This window comes from Streptomyces phaeoluteigriseus, assembly GCF_001896135.2.
Lineage (GTDB): Bacteria > Actinomycetota > Actinomycetes > Streptomycetales > Streptomycetaceae > Streptomyces > Streptomyces phaeoluteigriseus.
Window position 1 is genome coordinate 256028 of sequence record NZ_MPOH02000005.1, and the last position, 17042, is coordinate 273069.

Consider the following 17042-nt stretch of genomic DNA (forward strand, 5'->3'; position numbering starts at 1 on the left):
TGCCGTCACATCTCCCGTTCTACACCGACAACCCGACACCCACTATTTCGGACACGCCGCCCGGCCGCCCGCGTGGCAGCCGGGCCCGGAGGTGTCGCGCATTATCGCCCCACTTGACGCGTTTCGGGACCCGCCACAGCTTACGTTGTACAACGCGGCGCGGTACGCGCGGGTGTCCCGCAGATCACAACAACACACCGATCGGCGTCAAGCTTCCTACGGCGGGAAGGAGTTGACGCCTCCTTTGCAGACGCGGGGCCCCGTCGGACAGTTCCGGCGGGGCCCCGACGGCGCCGGGTCACTTCCCGGAGAACTTCTCGTACTCCCGCAGGACCTCTTCGGTCGGTCCGTCCATGCGCAGTTCACCGCGCTCCAGCCACAGCACGCGGTCGCAGGTGTCCCGGATCGACTTGTTGCTGTGGCTGACCAGGAACACCGTCCCGGCCTGCCCGCGCAGCTCCCGGATGCGTTCCTCGGAGCGCTTGCGGAACTTCGCGTCGCCGGTGGCCAGCGCCTCGTCGATCATCAGGACGTCGTGGTCCTTGGCGGCGGCGATGGAGAACCGCAGACGGGCCTGCATGCCGGAGGAGTAGGTGCGCATGGGAAGAGTGACGAAGTCGCCCTTCTCGTTGATGCCGGAGAAGTCGACGATCTCCTGGTAGCGCTCCTTGATCTGCTCCCGGGACATGCCCATGGCGAGCCCGCCGAGCACGATGTTGCGCTCGCCGGTCAGGTCGTTCATCAGGGCGGCGTTCACGCCGAGCAGCGAGGGCTGGCCGTCGGTGTAGACCTTGCCGCTCTCGGGCGGCAGCAGGCCGGCGATGGCGCGCAGCAGGGTGGACTTGCCGGAGCCGTTGGAGCCGATCAGGCCGATGGCCTCGCCGCGGTGGGCGACGAAGGAGACACCGCGCACCGCGTGCACCTTGCGCACGCCCCGCTCCTCGCCGCCGCGTCTGACGATGCGGCTGAGGGCCGCGGTGGCGCTGCCCTTCCCCGTCCGGGCGCCGTTGACGCGGTAGACGATGTGCACGTCCTCGGCGATGACGGTGGGGACCCGGGTGCCCGGCGCCTGCTCAGCCACGGCCGTACCTCTCCTCCGCCTGCCAGAAGTAGACGAAGCCGCCGATCGCGAACAGCGCGGCCCAGCCGCCGGCGACGGCCCACACGTGCTGGGGCAGGTTCTCGGAGCCGTACTCGTCGATGAGGGCGAAGCGCACCAGGTCCATGTAGATGGCGGCCGGGTTCCACTGCAGGACGTTCGCCATCCACTGCGGCTTGTCGGCGAGGAAGACGGGGATGGAGAACATGACGCCGGAGGCGTACATCCAGGTCCGCATCACGAACGGCATCAGCTGCGCCAGGTCCGGGGTCTTGGCGCCGGCCCGCGCGAACACCAGTGCCAGACCGGTGTTGAAGCAGAACTGGAGCACCAGCGCCGGGACGATCAGGATCCAGGAGGCGTCCGGGTAGCTGCCGAAACCGATCACCACCAGGAACAGCACGATCATCGAGTACAGCAGCTGCTGGAGCTGCTGGAGCGCGAAGGAGATCGGCAGCGCGGCCCGCGGGAAGTGCAGGGCGCGGACCAGGCCGAGGTTGCCGGAGATCGCGCGGACGCCGCTCATCACCGAGGACTGGGTGAAGGTGAAGACGAACACACCCGTGACGAGGAACGGGATGTACACCTCCTTCTCCATGCCGCGGCTGGCGTTGAGGATCACGCCGAAGATCATGAAGTACACGGCGGCGTTCAGCAGCGGTGTGGCCACCTGCCACAGCTGCCCCAGCTTCGCCTGGCTGTACTGGGCGGTCAGCTTCGCCTGGGAGAAGGCCAGGATGAAGTGACGGCGTCCCCAGAGCCGGCCGACGTACTCCCGCAGCGGGGGCCGGGCACCACTCACGGCCAACCCGTACTTGGCGGCCAGCTGCGCCGCCGTGAGGCCCTCGTCGGGCGACGGCGGCGCACTCACCGCGACTGCGCCGTCATGCGTTGTCTCACTCACCAGTAGGAAACTTTCGTCTTCGGGATGCGCGGCCTGAACCGGGCCGGCACGTGCCGGGGGGCCGCGGAACGGCCCGGGGCCCTCGGGGACGAGCTTGTCAGATGACGGGAGGCCGGCCCAGTCGGGTCAGCCGCCACACCGTACGCCACTTCATGGGCCTGCGCGGTCCGCACGGTGTGGCCCACCCTTCCCGGAAACCACCGAACCACGCCTTCAGGGCCGAGCGCGAGGGGCGGCGCAGCAGAGTGAGCAGCAACCAGACCCCGAGGTAGACCGGGACGAGGGGCGCGGGGAGGTTGCGCCGGGCCAGCCAGACCCGGTTGCGGGCGACCATGCGGTGGTAGACCGCGTGCCGCGAGGGCGCGGTCGTCGGGTGGTGCAGCACCATGTCGGACCGGTAGTTGATCATCCAGCCCGCGTCGAGGGCCCGCCATGCCAGGTCGGTTTCCTCGTGGGCGTAGAAGAATTCGTCCGGGAGACCACCGACCTCCGCGAGGACCCGGGTGCGCACCGCGTTGGCGCCGCCGAGGAAGGTGGTGACCCGGGAGGAGCGCATCGGGTCGGCGGCGCGCAGCCGGGGCACGTGGCGGCGCTGGGTGACCCCGGTATCGGGGTCGGCGATGCGGAAGCTGATGATGCCCAGCTCGGGGTCGGCCGCGAAGGCCTCGCGGCACAGCCGGGCGGTGTCGTGCCGGGCGAGCAGCCCGTCGTCGTCGAGGAACATCAATATGTCGACGTCGCGGCCGCTGGGGCCGAAGGCCTCCGTGCCGACGTTGCGGCCGCCGGGGATGCCCAGGTTCTCGGGCAGCTCGACGGTGCGCACGTGCGGGGAGAACTCGGTGACGTCCGGGACCGGGGAGCCGTTGCCGACGACGACGACCTCGACCGGGTCGCCGTCCTGCTTGGCGACCGAGTCGATCAGCGCGCGCAGTTCCTCGGGGCGGTTGCCCATGGTGATGATCACCGCGCCGACCTTCATGGGCGCGCTCACCGCAGCCTGCTCGACGCGAGGATGGACACCAGGTGCAGCACGGTCTGGAGCAGTGCGATGCCGGCGAGTACGGCGACGCCGAGCCGGGAGAAGAAGAGGTCGCCGCGCGTCTGGTCCACGATCGCCAGGACCAGGATGAGCAGCGAGGCCTCCATCCCGAGGACCAGGCGGTGGAACTTGAGCGCGGCGGCCGCCCGGCGGGCCAGCGCCATGCCGGAGGATCGCGGCTCGGACGCCGTCTCCTTGACCGGCGGCAGTCCGCCCTGGTGGCGGGCGACGCCGACGAGGTCGGTCTCCGCCTTGATCAGGATGGCGCCGAGCGCGGCCAGGGTGCCGAGGAAGGCCCACAGCCAGTCGATACGGCCGGTGCCCCACAGGTCGGCGGCGCGCAGGCCGAAGCCGACGAGCACCGCGGCGTCGGTCAGGTAGGCCCCGACCCGGTCGAGGTAGACGCCGCCGAGCGAGTACTGCTTCTTCCAGCGGGCGATCTCGCCGTCCACGCAGTCCAGCAGCAGGTACATCTGGACGCAGACCAGGCCGAGCACGGCGCCCGTGATCCCCGGCACCAGCAGGGCCGGGGCCGCGAGCACGCCGAAGACGGTCATCAGGTACGTGAGCTGGTTGGGCGTGACCCTGGTGTTGACCAGGTAGCGGTCGACCCGCAGGGACACCTCACGCATGTAGAGGCGTCCCATCCAGTGCTCACCGCTGCGCCGGTCCTTCACCCCCGCGGGGTGGACGACCGGTCTGAGTTCAGCTACCGATGGCCTTGACATAGTCGGCGTAGGTGTCCTTGATCTGTTCGGTCTTGAGGTCGAGGTGTTCGAGGATCGTGTAGCGGCCGGGGCGGGTCTGCGGGGCGAACTCGACGACCTTGACGAACTCGTCGGTCGTGAAGCCGATCTCGTCGGGCAGCACCGGCAGCCCGTGCCGGCGCAGCACCTCGGCCATGTAGACGGACTCCTCGTGGGCTCCGCGCAGGTACATCGCGAAGGCCGCGCCGAGTCCGCACTGCTCGCCGTGGGCGGCGGCACGCTTGGGATACAGCAGGTCGAAGGCGTGGTTGATCTCGTGGCAGGCGCCGGAGGAGGGGCGGGAGTCGCCGGACACCGACATCGCGATGCCGCTGAGGACGAGTGCCTCGGCGAGCACCTGGAGGAAGCCGGTGTCGCCGATGCCGCCCGGGTGCCTGAGGACCGCCTCGCCCGCCTGCCGGGCGATCGCGGCGGCGAGGCCGTCGATCTTCTCGCCCTTGACGCGGTGGGCCAGCTCCCAGTCGGCGATCGCGGAGATGTTGGAGACGGCGTCGCCGATGCCGGCCCGCACGTAGCGCACCGGTGCCTCGCGGATGACGTCCAGGTCGATCACGACCGCGATCGGGTTCGGCACGCCGTAGGAGCCGCGGCCCGCGTCGTTGTCGAGAGTGGCGACCGGGGAGCACAGGCCGTCGTGCGCGAGGTTCGTCGGTACGGCGACGAGCGCGAGGCCCACCCGGGCCGCGGCGAACTTGGCGCAGTCGATGATCTTGCCGCCGCCCAGGCCCACGACCGCGTCGTAATGGCCGGCCTTTATGTCACCGGCGAGCCGCACGGCGTCGTCGAGGGTGCCGCCGCCGACCTCGTACCAGGTGGCGCCGGGCAGGGAGGGGGAGAGGCGCTCGCGCAGCCGGGCGCCCGAGCCGCCGCTGACGGCGATCGCGAGCTTGCCCGAGTGCGAGATGCGCTCGTCGGCGAGGACCCCCACGAGGTCGTCGAGGGCACCCGGACGGATGTCGACGACGACCGGCGAGGGGATCAGCCGGGTCAGTACTGGCACGCGATCTCCCGTCCACGGGCGAGATCGTCGTGGTTGTCGATCTCGACCCAGCTGACGTCGCCGATCGGGGCCACGTCGATCCGGAAGCCTCGGTTCACCAGTTCCTGGTAGCCGTGCTCGTAGAACTGCTGCGGGTCGGTCTCCCACACGGTCTTCAGCGCGTCGGCCAGTTCGGGGGCGGCGTCGCCCTCGATGAGGGTGACGCCGATGTACTCGCCGGTGGCCTCGGCGGGGTCCATCAGCTTGGTGATCTTCGTCATGCCCTTCGCGGGGTCGACGACGACCTTCATCTCCTCGTCCGCGAGGGACTTCACGGTGTCGAGGGCGAGGATGATCTTCCTGCCCTCGCCGCGGGCGGCGAGCAGGGTCCTCTCGACGGAGACCGGGTGCACGGTGTCGCCGTTGGCGAGGATCACACCGTCCTTGAGGGCGTCACGCCCGCACCACAGGGAGTAGGCGTTGTTCCACTCCTCGGCCTTGTCGTTGTCGATGAGGGTCAGCTTGAGGCCGTACTTCGCCTCCAGGGCCGCCTTGCGCTCGTACACGGCTTCCTTGCGGTAGCCGACGATGACCGCGACCTCGGTCAGACCGATCTCGGCGAAGTTGCCGAGGGTCAGGTCCAGCACCGTGGGCTCGCCCTCTATGCCCGCGGGCCCCACCGGCACCAGCGCCTTGGGCAGGCTGTCGGTGTAGGGGCGCAGACGCCGTCCGGCGCCGGCCGCCAGCACGAGGCCGATCATGCGGGTTCTCCTTCATCGTGTACGGACGGGGCGCCCGCCCGGTGGGCGGCGACCCAGAAGCGGATGCTCTCGGCGAGCACCACGAGGGCGACGGCCACGGCGAGCACCGTGAGCGCGACCGTGAACTGCCGGGCGGTGAGCACCGCGGCCAGTACGGCCACGAGCAGCGTCCGCCCCTCCTGTCCCCCGACAGCGCGCACCAGCCAGGCCGGCGGCGCTCCGGCGTTGCCGCGGATGCGGTACACCGTGTCGTAGTGATGGTAGGCGACAGCGGCAACCAGCCCGAAAGCCGCCGGTAGCGCTCCGTTCACATCCGCCTTCGCCGCGAGGATCAGCACCGTGCCGTACTCGGCGGCGCGGAACACCGGCGGGACGAGCCAGTCGAGGGCGCCCTTGAGGGGGCGGGCGACGGCTTCGGCGGACAGCAGGACATAGGCACCGGCCATCAGCACGACCCACCAGCTCGGTCCCCACAGCCAGGCGCCGAGCGTGACGAGCACGGCACCGGCGGCTGCGCTGAGGGTCGCCGTCGGCCGCGCCCCCGCCGGGCAGGAACCGCACCAGCAGGCCGGCCGTCGGCCCGCTGTCCGCGAGGTCCGCCAGGGCCTGTGCGGCCCGGTCCGTGCGCCGCGCCTTGCGGGTGAGGGAGCGCAGGAGGCGGCCCGCCGTGGTGTACGTCGCGGCGAAGGCGCAGCCGACGAGCAGGACGTAGAAGGTGATGCGGGGGGTGGTGGCCGCGGTGAGGACGGCGATCATGGCCCATCGTTCGCCGATGGGCAGGACTATCATCCGGCGCGCCCAGACCGTCCAGCCGACGCTGTCCAGCTTGCCGGAGAGGGCCGCGGTGGGGCTGGTGTTCGCGGTGGCGGCGGTGCTGTCGACGTTCGCCTCGTTGAAGGAGAAGTCCACGACGTGCCGGCAGGTCTGGAGGACCATCGCGCCGAGGGCCAGGGCCCAGACGTCGTCGCCGCCGCGGGCCGCTCCGAGGGCGAGTCCGGCGTAGTAGGCGTACTCCTTGGCCCGGTCGAAGGTGGCGTCCAGCCAGGCTCCGAGGGTGGAGTACTGGAGGGAGTAGCGGGCGAGCTGGCCGTCGGTGCAGTCCAGCACGAAGGAGAAGAGGAGCAGCAGTCCGGCGGCGACGTATCCGCCGCGGGTGCCGGTGGCCGCGCAGCCCGCCGCGATCAGCGCGGTGATCAGCGAGGCGGTGGTGACCTGGTTGGGGGTGAGCCCACGGCGGGCGCACCAGCGGGCGAGGTAGCGCGAGTAGGGGCTGATGCAGAACGTGGTGAAGAAGCCGTCGCGGGCCTTCACCGCCGACTTCAGGCGTACGGTCTCGTCGTCGACGGCGCTGACGGCCTGCCGTGCCTCGTTGCGGGCCTGCGGGTCGGCCGGGACGGCGGCGACCAGGCTGCCCAGCTCGGGCCGGTGCACCTCGCCGCCGTCGGCGTCGAGGGCGGTGACGATGCGGTCGGCGAGGCTGTCCACGGCGAGGACGGTGCCGCCGTTCGCCGAGTTCTCGCGGGCCAGGGCGCGGGTCAGGGCCTGCCGGCCGGCCGGCTGCGCGGTGACGGCGCCGGGGATCGCGGCGAGCGGGAAGCGGGGGTCGGTGAGGCCTAGGCGCAGCGCGTGGCGATGGCCCACGAAGCGGGTGTCGACGACGGCGACCCGCTGGTCACCCGGGACGGCCGCGAGGAGCGTCTCCGCGTCGGCGGCATCGGTGGCGGTCCGGACGTCGAAGCCGAGGGACCGCAGGTCTGCCTCGATCGACGAACCGGGGACCGGCTGACCGGTGAGGATGGCGGTCGACAACCGAACTCACTCCCTGGGTCCCGGCGCGTGCGCGCCGGTCGTCTGCATGGTGGGCTCTGCATGGCGGGCGCCCCTTGGCGGCACCGGTGAAGGCACCGGGCGCGGCATTCGGCAGAGGCTATCGGATGCCGGGAAGGCCGTGTTCACCGGCCGTTCAGGTCCGATCCACACGGTCCGGACCGGCCGTCGCCGAGATCATCATGTGTGATCGGCGGCCCCGCCCACAAACCGCGCTCCCCGGTGGCGGACATCCGGGACATTGCGCACGGACCCGGGGGCTCGGCATAGGGTGGGCGGCCATGACGTGGCTGATCACCGGCGGGGCCGGATACATAGGGGCACATGTGGCGCGGGCCATGACCGGCGCCGGCGAGCGCGTCGTCGTCCTGGACGACCTGTCGGCCGGCGTGCCCGGTCGGCTGCCCGCGGACGTGCCGCTCGTGGCGGGCTCGGCGCTCGACGCGGGGCTGCTGAAGCGGGTGCTGGCCGAGCACGCGGTGACCGGGGTGGTGCACCTGGCGGCGCGCAAGCAGGTCGCCGAGTCGGTGGCGCGGCCCACGCGCTACTACCGGGAGAACGTCGGCGGTCTGGCCACCCTGCTGGAGGCGGTCGCCGAGGCCGGTGTCCGCCGGTTCCTGTTCTCCTCGTCGGCGGCCGTGTACGGCAACCCGGACGTGGACCTCATCACGGAGGACACCCCCTGCTCCCCGGTCAACCCGTACGGCGAGACCAAGCTCGCCGGGGAGTGGCTGGTGCGGGCGGCGGGCGAGGCGCACGGCATCGCGACGACGTGCCTGCGCTACTTCAACGTGGCCGGGGCGGCCGAGCCCGCCCTGGCCGACACCGGCGTCTTCAACATCGTCCCGATGGTCTTCGACCGGCTCACCCGCGACGAGGCCCCGCGGATCTTCGGCGACGACTACCCGACGCCGGACGGCACCTGTGTACGGGACTACATCCACGTCGCCGACCTGGCCGAGGCGCATCTCGCGGCGGCCCGGCGGCTCACCGCGCCGGACGTGCGCGGCGATCTGACGGTGAACATCGGCCGGGGCGAGGGCGTCTCGGTGCGCGAGCTGGTCACGCTGATCGGCGAGGTCACCGGCGACCCCCGGCCCGCCCTGGTCGAGGGACGACGCCCCGGGGACGCCCCGCGCGCGGTGGCCTCGGCCGCGCTGGCCGCCCGGGAACTGGGCTGGACCGCCTCGCGCGGGATGCGCGAGATGGTCGCGTCGGCCTGGCGGGGATGGCAGCTGCACCACGGCGGGTGAGCCGGCGCCGGGCCGCTGACCTGCATTTCGTTTTCGCAGGTCAGGGCACATGACAACGGTGTTCAGTGCCGCGTTGCCGGATACCCCCCACCCGTAGTTCACTGGGAGGCCGGGCGGATCACAGGAGGCTGTTTCTCATGGGGGCTGGGCACGACCACGGCCACACGCACGTGCCGACCACGGGTACGGCCGCGGCGGCGTACCGCGGCAGACTGCGCGCCGCGCTCTCGATCACGCTCACCGTCATGGTGGTGGAGATCGTCGGCGGTGTGCTCGCCGACTCCCTCGCCCTGATCGCGGACGCGGCGCACATGGCGACCGACGCGCTCGGCCTGGGGATGGCGCTGCTCGCCATCCACTTCGCGGGCCGCCCGCCGACCGGGAACCGCACCTTCGGGTACGCCCGCGCCGAGATCCTGGCCGCGCTCGCCAACTGTCTGCTGCTGCTCGGCGTGGGCGGGTACGTCGTGTACGAGGCCGTCCAGCGGTTCTTCACGCCGGCCCCGACCGAGGGCGGGCTGATGATCGTGTTCGGTGGGATCGGCCTGGCCGCCAACATGGTCTCGCTGAGCCTGCTGATGCGCGGCCAGGCGGACAGCATCAACGTGCGGGGCGCGTTCCTGGAGGTGGCGGCGGACGCGCTGGGCTCGGTCGCGGTGCTGGTCTCGGCGGTGGTGATCCTGACGACCGGCTGGCAGGCCGCCGACCCGGTCGCCTCGCTCGTCATCGGCCTGATGATCGTGCCCCGGACGGTGAAGCTGCTGCGCGAGACGCTGGACGTGCTGCTGGAGGCGGCTCCGAAGGGCGTCGACATGGCGGAGGTGCGCACCCACATGCTCGCCCTGGACGGCGTGGAGGACGTGCACGACCTGCACGCCTGGACGATCACCTCCGGGATGCCGGTGCTGTCGGCGCACGTGGTGGTGCGCTCCGACGTGCTGGACGCGATCGGCCACGAGAAGATGCTGCACGAGCTCCAGGGCTGTCTGGGCGATCACTTCGACGTGGCGCACTGCACCTTCCAGCTGGAGCCGAGCGGGCACGCGCAGCACGAGGCGCGGCTCTGCCACTGACCGGCCGGGCGGCACCGGGTTCGCACATCCGTTCCGGACGGTTCCGGGCGCGCGGCGCCGGGCAAGATCACCCACCGGGCCCCGTTTCCGGAGACTGGGCGGCGGCCGCCGTGGTCGCGCCGGGCGGCGGGACATGCGGGCGTGCGCGCGGAAGTGCCGGGAGTGCCGTGCGCGTACGGCAGACTGGGGGCGCGAGGACCGATGTTAAGGATGGGTATGCCGATCACACCTGCCACCGCGACGACCCGCTCGTCGAACGGCACCGCGGACCCGATTTTGCTGGAGCTGGTCGACGAGAACGGCGTGACCATCGGCACCGCGGAGAAGCTCGCGGCCCATCAGGCGCCGGGGCTGCTGCACCGGGCGTTCTCGGTGTTCCTCTTCGACGAGCGGGGCCGGCTGCTGCTGCAGCAGCGGGCGCTGGGCAAGTACCACTCCCCCGGTGTCTGGTCCAACACCTGCTGCGGTCACCCCTACCCGGGTGAGGCGCCCTTCGCGGCGGCGGCGCGGCGCACGTTCGAGGAGCTGGGGGTGTCGCCCTCGCTGATGGCGGAGGCGGGCACGGTCCGCTACAACCATCCGGACCCGGCATCGGGCCTGGTGGAGCAGGAGTACAACCACCTGTTCGTAGGGATGGTGCAGTCCGTACCGCGGCCGGACCCGGAGGAGGTCGGCGACACCCTCTTCGTGACGCCCGCCGAGCTGGCCGAGCGGCATGCGAAGGACGTGTTCTCCTCCTGGTTCATGACCGTGCTGGACGCGGCGAGGCCGGCGGTGCGGGAGCTGACGGGCCCCTCGGTCGGCTGGTGAACCGGGTGGACTAGCGCGTTCCGACGGATTTGAGCGGCAGGGCGGCCCAGATCACCTTGCCGCCGCTCGAGGTGTGCTCGACCTCGCACACCCCGCCCGCCTCGCGGGTGATCTCCCGCACCAGCAGCAGCCCGCGGCCACCCGTCCGGCCGTGATCGGCCTCCAGCGCGGTCGGGCGGTAGGGGTGGTCGTCCTCCACGGACACCCGCACCCACTCGGCCCCGACGGCCACCTCCACCGCCAGCATCGGCGACAGCAGTGCCGCGTGCCGTACGGCGTTGGTCACCAGCTCGGAGACGATCAGCAGGAGACCCTGGACCAGGTCGTCCGAGGCCGGGACGCCCTGCCGGTACAGCAGGTCCCGCACGGCGTGTCTGGCCTGCGGGACCGAGGCGTCCTCCGCCTGTGCGGTGAACCGCCAGACGCCTTCGTACGGCAGCGGTTGCGGCATGGCCTGCGGCAGCGGTTGCGGCACTCTGCCGGCCGGGGGGGTCTCCGAGGGCTCGGAAGGCGCCCCTGTCTCACCCTCGGGGCGTGGGCCGGGCCCGCGCCCTTGGTTCTCCATCGTCCGGTCGCCGTCCTTGCGCTCGATTGTCACCACACGTCGAGTGTTGGTAACGCGGCGCTTCCCACCGGATGCCTGAACAGAAGTCAGCCGGTATCGAGCGTTCCCGACCGCTGGAGACACCTCCTGTCGGAATCGCCAGCGCTTCTGTCCTGGCCGTGCCTCCTTCGCGCACTATTCGGGTTGTACGGGTTTGGCGGTGCGCTCGCCCGGTTCGTCCCCGGCATCCGTCTCCCCGGCCATGCGCTCGGAGACCAGGCCCACGATGCGCCGCCCACCGAAGCCGGTGGCGACCAGCCCGAGGCCGTCGAAGAGCAGGGCGAGGGAGAAGAAGCAGCCGATCACGTACTGACTGCTGCTCGGCCAGTCGATCAGTACCAGGATGCCCAGCAGCAGGTCGAAGACGCCCAGCAGAAGCGTCCAGCCGAACTGCGAGCCCCGTACGACCATGCTGCCGACCAGCCGGAAGAGGCCACCGGTGAGGAACAGCAGGGCGGCGAACATGGTGAGCGCGGCGGCGGCCTCGTCGGGCCTGCGGATGATGACGACTCCGGCGGCGATGTTCAGGGCGGCCACGATGACGCCGAGCCAGAAGAAGCTGGTGCCGCGGGCCTGGACGGCGTGCAACAGGCCCACCACGCCGCCGATCAGCAGCAGCCAGCCGAACAGCAGCATCGAGGTCAGGGTGGCGACACCGGTGTAGACGAGCCCGACGAGCCCGGCCACCACCAGGATCACCCCGAGCACGAAGAGCCGGCTGAACCCTCTGCGGAGCCTCGCCACCTCGCCCTCGTTCCGGGTGGACGTGTCCATGGGCATCTCCTCGCATGGCTTCCCCCCTTTAGTCCCCTTTGCCCTCGATGACGTGACGCTCACGCGGCCGGGCTTGATCATGTGCCCGGCCGGACGGTTAGCATCCGGGCCATGGAGCCCGAACTGCTGCACGGTGTCACCGACGCTGTCGCCACCGTCGTCCTGCACCATCCGGCCAAGCGCAACGCCATGACGGCCGCGATGTGGCGGGCGCTGCCACCGCTGCTGGAGAAGCTGGCGGCCGATCCCGGTGTACGGGCGCTGGTGTTGACCGGCGCGGGCGGCACCTTCTGCGCGGGGGCCGACATCTCCACGCTCCAGGGCTCGCCGGACGAGGCCCAGACGCTGGCCGTGCGGGCCGAGGAGGCCCTCGCCGCCTTCCCCGGGCCGACGGTGGCCGCGGTGAAGGGGCACTGCGTGGGCGGGGGCGCGCAGCTCGCGGCCGCCTGCGACCTGCGGTTCGCCGAGGAGGGCGCGCTGTTCGGGGTGACGCCGGCCAGGCTCGGGATCGTCTACCCGTCCTCCGCGACCCGGCGGCTGGTGTCGCTGGTGGGTCCGGCCACCGCCAAGTACCTGTTGTTCTCGGCCGAGTTGATCGACACGGAGCGGGCGCTGCGCACGGGCCTGGTCGACGAGGTGCTGCCGGCCGGCGAACTCGACGGACGGGTCGAGGAGTTCACGCGCGTGCTGGTGTCCCGCTCGCGGCTGACGCAGGCCGCGGCGAAGGAGTTCGCGGACGGCCGCACGGACCGTGACGCCTACTGGTCGGCGCAGGCGCGCGGCAGCGGCGACACCGCGGAGGGGGTCGCCGCCTTCCTGGAGCGCAGGGAGCCGCGCTTCACCTGGACTACGTCAGGCTGAACCGGCTGGTGGCGCGGAACTCCTCGACGAGGTGCGCCGGTGCCTTGTGCGGTGATCCGGCGTCGTAGGGCGGCTGCGGGTCGTACTCGGTCAGCAGTTGGACGGCCTGGGCGTGCTCGTCGCCGGCGATCCGGCCGAGCAGGGTGAGGCCCATGTCGATGCCGGCGGAGACGCCGGCCGCGGTGACGTACTTGCCGTCGGTGACGACCCGCTCCTCGGCCGGTTCCGCGCCGAACCGCTTCAGGTGGTCCAGGGCGAGCCAGTGCGAGGTGGCCCGGCGGCCCCGGAGAAGTCCGGCGGCGGCCAGGATCAGCGAGCCGGTGCACACCGACGTCGTCCAGGTGCTGGTGGCGTCGGCCGCACGGAGCCAGTCCAGCAGCACGGGGTTGTCCATCTGCGGCGTCTGGCCGGGGCCGCCGGGCACGACCACCAGGTCAGGGCTCGTCACCTCGGCGAGGGTCCGGTCGGCGGTGAGGGCGAGGGCCCCGGTGTCGGTACGCACCGGGCCGGTCCGCTCGGCGACGAAGACGGTCCGCGCGTCGGGGAGGCGGCCGAGGGTCTCGTAGGGGCCGACGGCGTCCAGGGCGGTGAAGCGGTCGAAGAGGACGATGGCGATCTGCATGTGCTGCCTTCCGGAAGAAGCCGATGGACGTCTCACTGCACGGGGGCGGCGGTGCGGAACCGGCGCCGGTACTCGGCCGGGGAGGTGGCGAGCGCCCTGACGAAGGCGCGGCGCATCGCCTCGGGGGTGCCGTAGCCGCTTGCGCGGGAGATCTCCTCGACGCCCTCGCCGGTGTCCTCCAGCAGGCGGCGGGCGTGTTCGAGGCGGACCCGGTCGACGTAGCGGCCGGGCGTCATGCCGGTCTCCGTGCGGAAGGCGCGGGCGAAGTGGCGGGGCGAGAGCAGGGCGCGGGCCGCGAGGGACTCGACGCCGAGGTCGCCGTCCGGGTGTTCGGTGATCCACTGCTGGACCTCGCGCAGCGGCTCCCGCCGGGCGGTCTGCGCGCGGAGCTGGGCGCTGAACTGGGCCTGGTTGCCGGGCCTGCGCAGGAAGACGACCAGGTGGCGGGCGACGCCGAGCGCCACCTCCCGGCCCAGGTCCTCCTCGACCAGGGCGAGGGCGAGGTCGATGCCCGCGGTGACGCCGGCCGAGGTGGAGACGTGCCCGTCGCGCACGTAGATGGGCTCGGCGTCGACCTCGATCGCCGGGTGGTTGCGGGCGAGGCTGTCGGAGTACGCCCAGTGGGTCGTGGCGCGGCGGCCGTCGAGCAGGCCCGCCTCGGCGAGCAGGATCGCGCCGGTGCACACGGAGACCAGGCGCTCGGCGCGCGGGCCGTGCCCGCGCAGCCACTCGGTGAGCCGCGGGTCGGGCGCGCGGGTGCCCTGTCCGCCCGGCACGAGCAGCGTGTGCGGTTCGGGCGCGTCGGCGAGGGCCGTGTCGGGTACGAGGGTGAGGCCGCTGGAGGTGCGCACGGCGCCGCCGTCCAGGGAGGCGGTCCGGACGCGGTACGTGCCGGGGACGTGCTTGTCGGCTCCCGCGAAGACCTCCACGGGACCGGTGACGTCGAGGCTCTGGACATCGTCGAACAGGACGACGAGGACGGTTCGCTGGGCCATGCGGTCGATTCTTCGCCGCCCGCCCGGCGGCCGCAACGACGAGTTCCCCACCTTTTCTGCCACCTCGCCGACGCGCACGCGGCATGATCCGGCGCGGTCGAGGTACCCGGGCGGCCCGGCCGAGCGGCCGGGAGACGAAAGGAGAACTCCGTGTTCCGTGCGATCGCAGATGTACTGCGGCAGATCGGTGGGGCCGTCGCCACCGTCGTGACGCTGCCCTTCCGTGCCCTGGCCCGCCTGTTCGGCGGGGCCTCCTCCACGACGCGGCACGGGAGGGCCTGAGGCCCGCCGGGCCGCGCCCTGATCCCCGTGTGTCGGCGCCGCCTGCCACAATTGCCGCGCAACCTCAGTGGAGAAGGCGGTACGGGAATCGTGACGACAGAGCTGCCGGCCCTCGCAGGGTCCATCGAAGGCAGGATCGCCGGGGAACTCGGCGTCCGGGAGCGGCAGGTGAGGTCCGCCGTGGAGCTGCTCGACGGCGGCTCGACGGTGCCCTTCATCGCCCGCTACCGCAAGGAAGCGACCGAGATGCTCGACGACGCGCAGCTGCGCACGATCGAGGAGCGGCTGCGCTATCTGCGGGAGCTGGAGGAACGCCGCACGGCGATCCTGGAGTCCGTGCGCGAGCAGGGCAAGCTCAGCGACGAGCTGGAGGCGCGGATCCGGGGCGCCGAGACCAAGGCGCGGCTGGAGGACATCTACCTGCCGTTCAAGCCGAAGCGGCGGACGAAGGCGCAGATCGCACGCGAGGCGGGCCTGGAGCCGCTCGCCGACGGACTGCTCGGCGACCCCTCGGTGGAGCCGCTCGCCGCGGCGGCGGCGTTCGTCGACGCCGAGAAGGGCGTAGCCGATCCGCAGGCCGCGCTGGACGGCGCGCGGGCGATCCTCACCGAGCGGTTCTCGGAGGACGCCGACCTGATCGGCGAGCTGCGCGAGCGCATGTGGGTGCGGGGCCGGCTGGCGGCGAAGGTGCGGGAGGGCAAGGAGGAGACGGGCGCGAAGTTCGCCGACTACTTCGACTTCGCCGAGCCGTTCACCGCGCTGCCCTCGCACCGGATCCTCGCGATGCTGCGCGGCGAGAAGGAGGAGGTCCTCGACCTCGTCCTGGAGCCGGAGGAGCCGACGGACGGGCCGTCCTCCTTCGAGGGGATCGTGGCGCACCGGTTCGGTATCACCGACCGCGGGCGACCGGGCGACAAGTGGCTCAAGGACACCGTCCGCTGGGCCTGGCGCACCCGCCTCCTCGTGCACCTCGGCATCGACCTGCGGCTCAGGCTGCGCACGGCCGCCGAGGACGAGGCGGTGAACGTCTTCGCGGCGAACCTGCGCGACCTGCTGCTCGCCGCCCCCGCGGGCACGCGCGCGACGCTCGGCCTCGACCCCGGCTTCCGTACGGGCGTGAAGGTCGCCGTCGTCGACGCGACCGGCAAGGTCGTCGCCACCGACGTCATCCACCCGCACGTCCCGGCCAACAGGTGGGACGAGTCGATCGCCACACTGGCGCGCCTGGTGCGGGAGCACGCGGTCGAGCTGATCGCGATCGGCAACGGCACAGCGTCCCGCGAGACCGACAAACTCGCCGGTGAACTCATCGACAGGCATCCGGAGTTGAAGGTCACCAAGGTGATGGTGTCCGAGGCCGGCGCGTCCGTGTACTCGGCGTCCGCGTTCGCCTCGCAGGAGCTGCCCGACATGGACGTGTCGCTGCGCGGCGCGGTCTCGATCGCGCGCCGGCTCCAGGACCCGCTGGCCGAGCTGGTGAAGATCGACCCGAAGTCCATCGGGGTGGGCCAGTACCAGCACGACCTGTCCGAGCTGAAGCTGTCGCGTTCGCTGGACGCGGTGGTGGAGGACTGTGTGAACGGCGTCGGCGTCGACGTGAACACCGCCTCGGCCCCGCTGCTCGCCCGGGTCTCCGGCATCACCTCCGGTCTCGCCGAGAACATCGTGGCGCACCGGGACTCGAACGGGCCGTTCACCTCCCGGCAATCGCTGAAGAAGGTGCCCCGGCTCGGCCCGAAGGCGTACGAGCAGTGCGCGGGCTTCCTGCGGATCCGTGGCGGCGACGACCCGCTGGACGCATCCAGCGTGCACCCCGAGGCGTACCCGGTGGTGCGGCGGATGGTGAAGTCGTCCGGGCAGGAGGTCGCTTCGCTGATGGGCAACACGGCGGTGCTGCGTTCGCTGCGTCCGACCGACTTCGTGGACGAGAAATTCGGTCTGCCGACCGTCTCCGACATCCTCAAGGAGCTGGAGAAGCCCGGCCGCGACCCGCGGCCCGCCTTCAGGACGGCCACCTTCAAGGAGGGCGTGGAGAAGATCTCCGACCTGGCGTCCGGGATGGTCCTGGAGGGTGTCGTCACGAACGTGGCGGCCTTCGGGGCGTTCATCGACATCGGCGTCCACCAGGACGGGCTGGCGCACGTCTCCGCGCTGTCCAGGACGTTCGTCAAGGACCCGCGGGACGTGGTCAAGCCCGGTGACATCGTCAAGGTGAAGGTCCTCGACATCGACATCCCGCGCAAGCGGATCTCGCTGACGCTCCGCCTGGACGACGAGGCGGCCCCGAAGGGCGACCCGTCGGGCGAGGGCCGGCCGCAGGGCGGCGGGCGTCCCCCGCAGCAGCGTCAGCAGGGTGGCAACCGGCGTCAGCAGGGCGGGCAGCGCGGCGGGG

General features: G+C 71.8%; 17 protein-coding genes and 1 pseudogene. 6 read left to right on the plus strand and 12 right to left on the minus strand.

The genetic code is table 11. The features are described from left to right. Positions 1-298 precede the first annotated feature (298 nt). From BM536_RS04365 to BM536_RS04395, 8 genes and pseudogenes are all read right to left on the minus strand, one after another. On the minus strand, positions 299-1081 hold the full coding sequence (locus tag BM536_RS04365; RefSeq protein WP_073495862.1) for an ABC transporter ATP-binding protein: 783 nt from the start codon (positions 1079-1081) through the stop codon (positions 299-301). Next, positions 1074-2003, minus strand: coding sequence for an ABC transporter permease (locus tag BM536_RS04370; protein WP_073495860.1), 930 nt, complete (start codon positions 2001-2003; stop codon positions 1074-1076). Before BM536_RS04370 ends, BM536_RS04365 begins: the two co-directional genes overlap by 8 nt. A gap of 97 nt (positions 2004-2100) precedes the next feature. Next, positions 2101-2982, minus strand: coding sequence for a glycosyltransferase family 2 protein (locus tag BM536_RS04375; RefSeq protein WP_073495859.1), 882 nt, complete (start codon positions 2980-2982; stop codon positions 2101-2103). 8 nt (positions 2983-2990) lie between these two features. Further along, a complete protein-coding gene (locus BM536_RS04380; protein ID WP_073495870.1) occupies positions 2991-3770 on the minus strand; it encodes a CDP-alcohol phosphatidyltransferase family protein in 780 nt (259 codons plus the stop codon). Continuing rightward, on the minus strand, positions 3748-4809 hold the full coding sequence (locus BM536_RS04385; protein WP_073495857.1) for an iron-containing alcohol dehydrogenase family protein: 1062 nt from the start codon (positions 4807-4809) through the stop codon (positions 3748-3750). The genes BM536_RS04380 and BM536_RS04385 overlap by 23 nt, the downstream gene beginning before the upstream one ends. Then, entirely contained in the window at positions 4797-5549 is a 753-nt protein-coding gene (locus BM536_RS04390) for a phosphocholine cytidylyltransferase family protein (RefSeq protein WP_073495855.1), read from the minus strand. Before BM536_RS04390 ends, BM536_RS04385 begins: the two co-directional genes overlap by 13 nt. Continuing rightward, complete coding sequence (locus BM536_RS44700; protein WP_425444608.1) at positions 5546-6049, minus strand: DUF5941 domain-containing protein; 504 nt, start codon at positions 6047-6049, stop codon at positions 5546-5548. The genes BM536_RS04390 and BM536_RS44700 overlap by 4 nt, the downstream gene beginning before the upstream one ends. Further along, positions 6034-7358 (minus strand): annotated as a pseudogene (locus BM536_RS04395) (CDP-alcohol phosphatidyltransferase family protein); the annotation flags it as partial. The gene BM536_RS44700 and the pseudogene BM536_RS04395, both read right to left, overlap by 16 nt. Before the next feature lie 299 nt (positions 7359-7657). Between BM536_RS04395 and galE the strand changes: the two are divergent. The 3 genes from galE to idi all read left to right on the plus strand — a co-directional run bounded on the left by galE (position 7658) and on the right by idi (position 10512). After that, positions 7658-8629 (plus strand): UDP-glucose 4-epimerase GalE, encoded by a 972-nt coding sequence (galE, locus tag BM536_RS04400; RefSeq protein ID WP_073495853.1) that lies wholly within the window; start codon positions 7658-7660, stop codon positions 8627-8629. Positions 8630-8766: 137 nt separating this feature from the next. Next, the gene (locus BM536_RS04405) at positions 8767-9702 is read left to right on the plus strand and encodes a cation diffusion facilitator family transporter (RefSeq protein ID WP_073495851.1); all 936 of its coding nucleotides are present in this window, start codon (positions 8767-8769) and stop codon (positions 9700-9702) included. A 216-nt stretch (positions 9703-9918) separates the two neighbouring features. Beyond that, positions 9919-10512: an isopentenyl-diphosphate Delta-isomerase gene (idi, locus tag BM536_RS04410; protein WP_073495849.1), complete on the plus strand. Its 594-nt coding sequence runs from the start codon at positions 9919-9921 to the stop codon at positions 10510-10512. A 10-nt stretch (positions 10513-10522) separates the two neighbouring features. On the opposite strand, the gene BM536_RS04415 is transcribed toward idi, so the two are convergent. Together BM536_RS04415 and BM536_RS04420 are read right to left on the minus strand one after the other, a co-directional pair. Further along, positions 10523-11077, minus strand: a complete 555-nt coding sequence (locus tag BM536_RS04415) for an ATP-binding protein (RefSeq protein WP_073495869.1) — start codon at positions 11075-11077, stop codon at positions 10523-10525. A gap of 174 nt (positions 11078-11251) precedes the next feature. Then, positions 11252-11890: an HdeD family acid-resistance protein gene (locus BM536_RS04420; RefSeq protein WP_073495847.1), complete on the minus strand. Its 639-nt coding sequence runs from the start codon at positions 11888-11890 to the stop codon at positions 11252-11254. A gap of 111 nt (positions 11891-12001) precedes the next feature. Here BM536_RS04420 and BM536_RS04425 point away from each other — a divergent pair, with 111 nt between their 5' ends. Continuing rightward, positions 12002-12751: an enoyl-CoA hydratase/isomerase family protein gene (locus BM536_RS04425; protein ID WP_073495844.1), complete on the plus strand. Its 750-nt coding sequence runs from the start codon at positions 12002-12004 to the stop codon at positions 12749-12751. Here BM536_RS04425 and BM536_RS04430 read toward each other — a convergent pair. Continuing rightward, the gene (locus tag BM536_RS04430; RefSeq protein WP_073495842.1) at positions 12738-13373 is read right to left on the minus strand and encodes a DJ-1/PfpI family protein; all 636 of its coding nucleotides are present in this window, start codon (positions 13371-13373) and stop codon (positions 12738-12740) included. The genes BM536_RS04425 and BM536_RS04430 overlap by 14 nt on opposite strands. Positions 13374-13405: 32 nt before the next feature. After that, the gene (locus tag BM536_RS04435) at positions 13406-14368 is read right to left on the minus strand and encodes a GlxA family transcriptional regulator (protein WP_094102546.1); all 963 of its coding nucleotides are present in this window, start codon (positions 14366-14368) and stop codon (positions 13406-13408) included. A gap of 150 nt (positions 14369-14518) precedes the next feature. Here BM536_RS04435 and BM536_RS43840 point away from each other — a divergent pair, with 150 nt between their 5' ends. Together BM536_RS43840 and BM536_RS04440 are read left to right on the plus strand one after the other, a co-directional pair. Further along, entirely contained in the window at positions 14519-14650 is a 132-nt protein-coding gene (locus BM536_RS43840; RefSeq protein ID WP_252548838.1) for an LPFR motif small protein, read from the plus strand. A gap of 90 nt (positions 14651-14740) precedes the next feature. Then, positions 14741-17042: Tex family protein (locus BM536_RS04440; RefSeq protein WP_094102547.1), on the plus strand; the 2302-nt coding region annotated here is incomplete at its 3' end.

Coding starts and splice junctions, on each gene's coding strand:
- BM536_RS04375 (WP_073495859.1), bottom strand. CDS start 2,982: ATGAAGGTCGGCGCGGTGATCATCACCATGGGCAACCGCCCCGAGGAA.
- BM536_RS04380 (WP_073495870.1), bottom strand. CDS start 3,770: ATGTCAAGGCCATCGGTAGCTGAACTCAGACCGGTCGTCCACCCCGCG.
- BM536_RS04390 (WP_073495855.1), bottom strand. CDS start 5,549: ATGATCGGCCTCGTGCTGGCGGCCGGCGCCGGACGGCGTCTGCGCCCC.
- galE (WP_073495853.1), top strand. CDS start 7,658: ATGACGTGGCTGATCACCGGCGGGGCCGGATACATAGGGGCACATGTG.
- BM536_RS04405 (WP_073495851.1), top strand. CDS start 8,767: ATGGGGGCTGGGCACGACCACGGCCACACGCACGTGCCGACCACGGGT.
- idi (WP_073495849.1), top strand. CDS start 9,919: ATGCCGATCACACCTGCCACCGCGACGACCCGCTCGTCGAACGGCACC.
- BM536_RS04415 (WP_073495869.1), bottom strand. CDS start 11,077: ATGGAGAACCAAGGGCGCGGGCCCGGCCCACGCCCCGAGGGTGAGACA.
- BM536_RS04420 (WP_073495847.1), bottom strand. CDS start 11,890: ATGGACACGTCCACCCGGAACGAGGGCGAGGTGGCGAGGCTCCGCAGA.
- BM536_RS04425 (WP_073495844.1), top strand. CDS start 12,002: ATGGAGCCCGAACTGCTGCACGGTGTCACCGACGCTGTCGCCACCGTC.
- BM536_RS04430 (WP_073495842.1), bottom strand. CDS start 13,373: ATGCAGATCGCCATCGTCCTCTTCGACCGCTTCACCGCCCTGGACGCC.
- BM536_RS04435 (WP_094102546.1), bottom strand. CDS start 14,368: ATGGCCCAGCGAACCGTCCTCGTCGTCCTGTTCGACGATGTCCAGAGC.